The 3,754-nt window shown below is 38.9% G+C and carries 4 protein-coding genes; 2 read left to right on the top strand and 2 right to left on the bottom strand.

Annotated features, from left to right (window positions below; genetic code table 11):
• The first annotated feature begins 738 nt into the window (after positions 1 to 738).
• Both ACT3QP_RS14345 and ACT3QP_RS14340 read left to right on the top strand, forming a co-directional pair.
• Positions 739 to 1,644, top strand: coding sequence for a replication initiation protein (locus ACT3QP_RS14345; RefSeq protein ID WP_444518780.1), 906 nt, complete (start codon positions 739 to 741; stop codon positions 1,642 to 1,644).
• 111 nt (positions 1,645 to 1,755) lie between these two features.
• Positions 1,756 to 2,193 carry a DUF7673 family protein gene (locus ACT3QP_RS14340; RefSeq protein ID WP_444518779.1) on the top strand — a complete coding sequence of 146 codons (438 nt, stop codon included), beginning with the start codon at positions 1,756 to 1,758 and terminating at the stop codon, positions 2,191 to 2,193.
• Here the strand turns inward: ACT3QP_RS14340 and ACT3QP_RS14335 are convergent.
• Entirely contained in the window at positions 2,190 to 3,320 is a 1,131-nt protein-coding gene (locus ACT3QP_RS14335; protein WP_444518778.1) for a relaxase, read from the bottom strand. The two genes, ACT3QP_RS14340 and ACT3QP_RS14335, sit on opposite strands and share 4 nt — an antisense overlap.
• A partial coding sequence (locus tag ACT3QP_RS14330; RefSeq protein WP_444525973.1) for a plasmid mobilization protein occupies positions 3,310 to 3,754 on the bottom strand: 445 nt, incomplete at its 5' end. The genes ACT3QP_RS14330 and ACT3QP_RS14335, both read right to left, overlap by 11 nt.

The following is a 3,754-nucleotide window of genomic DNA, read 5'->3' as shown; positions in this document are numbered from 1 at the left end:
TAGCGCAGCGGAAAAAGGGGTCTCTAGGGAATGCTGGCTAAAAAAATATGAACTGTTTTATTTACTTTTTTATACTGACACAACATGGATTTTTTGGCTAGATAGCTATATTTGACTGGGTTTGCAGAAGTTAAGATTTTAATCGGTAATAGAACAAACTAGGACGTTATAACGCAAACTAATCCGTTATAGCGCAATTAGAGACGTTATATCGCAAACTAATTTTTTTGTAATTTTTGAATAGTTAGCTGATGCTGGTTTTATAGGCGCACTAAGACGATATAGCACAAAGTAATTAGATATACAGCGTACTAAGACGTTATAACGCAAACTAATCCGTTATAGCGCAATTAGAGACGTAATAGCGTACTAAGATTAGCTTTATGTATTTTTGAACTGTAAAAAATGATTTATATCTTTGTTCGTTTGAGTTTGATCCTCTAAAGTTATCCACAATCAAAATTAAAAGTTCTGTAAAAGAAGGGTTTTTATTTAGTAACTTGTTTAACTCTTGTTTAACTCTTGTTTAAGGAGCATTTTTAACCTTTAAAATCAATTACTTACGAGCTTAAAAAACAGTAAATGAAGCGAGAAAACAGTAAATGAAGCGAGAAAACAGTAAATGAAGCGAGAAAACAGTAAATGAAGCGAGAAAACAGTATAAAAATAAATATTGTTTTTAAAATTGTTTTAACTATAATAGTATTTAAAACTGGTTATTAACAAGCAGGTGAGAATATGGAAAATTATATAGTCAGTCAGTCTAACGATTTAGTTTTAGCAACGTATACGATGACTACTAAAGAAAAACAGCTGCTGCTTGCGTGTGTTAGTCAGATAGATAGCAGAGAGGGCGCACGCGAAATTACCAAGCAAACAAAATTTACTATTACAGTTGAACAAATTAGAGATGTTTTTTACAACAAGGGCAACGACAAAAACTTATTTAGAGATTTGAGTGAAGTTAGCGCACGACTACAAGATCGTAAAGCAACGATACATATAGCCGAAGGAGACAAGCTAGTAACCAATTTCGTGAGCGCTGTGCGATTCCAAAAATTTAAAGGGCGCGTAATACTAACGTTCGCAGAAGATATTCTTCCTTATTTGACTGAACTAAAAGCTAATTTTACAAAGTATCGCTTGATTGAAATATCGCAATTATCGAGTACGCACGCGATACGATTGTACGAATTAATTGTGTGTTGGACGGGCTTATTTACATACAAACAAGAGTTTGAATTAGACGATTTTCGGTACGTCATGGGCGTTTCGGGAAAATACAAGCAGTTTGGACAGCTTAAAGAATCTGTGATAGACAAAGCTATAGCCGAAATAAACGAACACACTGATTTTAATATTAGCGTCGAATATCGCAAAGTTGGACGTACGTTTGTAAGTATGACATTAAGATTTCACAAAAAATCATTAGCAAAACTGGAAGATAAGAAAGGCAAAATTTCAGAAGAAATGCTTAGTGCTATCGTACGTTCAAACCAATTCGAAGCTGATTATAATGATTATCATCGTTTGAGCGGACAGGGTAAGCGCGATAGAGACGCATTCAGAAGTGAGATGAAGAATTTTATTGCTACGTACCCCGAAGATTTTGAGGAAAAGCCCCTAGAAAATTATTTAAAATAGTAGCGGATCGCTCCGCTACGCTGCTATTTCGCTTTATATTTTTTGTACAGCCTACCGCTGCGCAGCACTGGTGGTATGGCTTCAACGGCACAGCCCATAAGGATCAGAAGCATGAAACCAACAGTAGAATATACAGAAGATAAAATCTATATCAATGACGGTGTTGGCACTTACTCAATCACTCGTAGAAACGATGATATAGATAACGTGGAAGTTCAAGCCACATTGGATATGATAGAGCGTGATCGCTTTTACAGTTCGGCTAATTTTGTCGATGACTTTAACAAAAACCTCGAAACGGTAATCCTTGCTACACGCGGCGGCGGTAGCGGTGCTAGGGCTTGTAGAGATACATTGCTGAGCTTATACAATGGCTCAGCATACAAAGCCAACTTGTCGGATTGGTACAGCTTAGACAGCAAAAACAAAGCCTCTTTGCTCTTTGTTTTAGAGCATCAGACAGCGAATAATCGTCAAGATATTGATTTATATTTACCTCAGTATCAAGACGACTTCAAACGCATGAAAAACGAAATCTCTGAAGATTAGGGTCGATATACATGCTTTTTGGGGGCGTTATCGCGCACTGGTAGCGTCTCTGTGCTCTTCTGCTGCGTCTCGGCAGTAATAACGGGCTTAACAGCTATATTTAGCGGTGGCGGCGCTATAGCGTCTTTGTATAGCTCTTTGTTTTGCTCCGTCTTGATCTGCATACCGATTTCATAATTATTGTCATCTTTAATTTTCCGTCGAATGCGGCTGTTATCGTATTTCTCATTAGCTACAGCGGTAAAATTTTCAGGTGTGAAATCCTTATTGTATATACCGCCTTCAAGTCTTATTCGTAAAGGCTTTTGGTTTTTATCAAGCAATAACGGGTGTGAGATGGTGATTGACTTGTTCGCAGTGTTTTCAAGAATAAGATCCAAGCCCGTCGTCAGTTCATGCACGACGGCTTTTCTGTCGTGTAGCTCAGTGTTGCGCTCGCTAAGCATTGCTAACATGTGACGATGAATAGACGCTCGCAGCTCATCACGTCCAGCGAGATCAAGCTCGCTTTTTTTGCTATCTTTTTTCGCTGTTAAGTCAAACGGACTGGGCTTCGGGGCAGAACCTAAATATTTATTGATTTTTCTATGTCGTCTTGGATCGTTCGGGTCAGCTACAGCATCACCTTTCAACGTTTTTAATTCCCTATTTATAATATTTTTCCATGCATTCACGCGGCGCAGGTCTGTACCCGCGTAAAACGGCTGTAAGCGCTTTCCTGTGCGCAGCTCATGACACGGAATCACAAAATTCAGCTCTAGACGACCGCTCCGCTCTGTTCCTTCGATCTGTTTGCCGTCTGCATCAACGTCAAAACGGTCTTTATCGCTGTGTTCTATCCATAATATGTCGTACTGGTCGGGGTCTAATCCTGGGAACAATGTCGTTTCAAAGCTGCGCATTATTGCTAATTTATCAGTTTCGCTAATCTCGTCTGCACGCTCTGCGAATGACAATACGCCGCTTGTATATTTGTTCTCAAATTTAGTCGCATTGATTAAATGTTCAGTAATATCAGGGTCTCCAGACAAAACTCGCGCAAACTTGCGATCTTTCTCAGCACCTAAAAAATAGTTAATAGGCTTGCTTCCGCGTTCTTTTGAACGTCTAAAAAATTTAACGATCATCTGAATTATCCTTTATCGCATCGGCAATATTTTGATCAATTAATTGTTTAAGCATCAAGCGAATAGCAGAAATCTCATTCAATACGTTTTGATCCAGCGATTTTTCAGTATTAACGTAACGCGCAAGCTGATTTAAGTTACTGCCAATACGACCAATATTTCGTACCAGCTCCGCATCTGCTTGATGAGTTGGAACAATGTCTAGAGCAACTTGGCGCAGCCAACCTGCAAAAGTATTTCCACTTTGACGCGCTAAAACTTTCTCATATTCACTTTCGTTAAAACGAACTTTCGTTACATTCGTTCGCATCTTCTCATCAGATAATTTGTACTTTTTATGCGTAGTCATAATTTGAAATCCTTGCGCAATGGCGGTTTTGGTTTTTGGGGGTCGGGGGGGTTTCCCCTTCGCCTGCACCCTAGAACCCATTTTG

Source organism: Psychrobacter sp. AOP7-B1-24 (assembly GCF_052376215.1).
GTDB lineage: Bacteria > Pseudomonadota > Gammaproteobacteria > Pseudomonadales > Moraxellaceae > Psychrobacter.
Note: the sequence above shows the minus strand (reverse complement) of the source record. Positions and strands in the feature narration are given on the sequence as shown.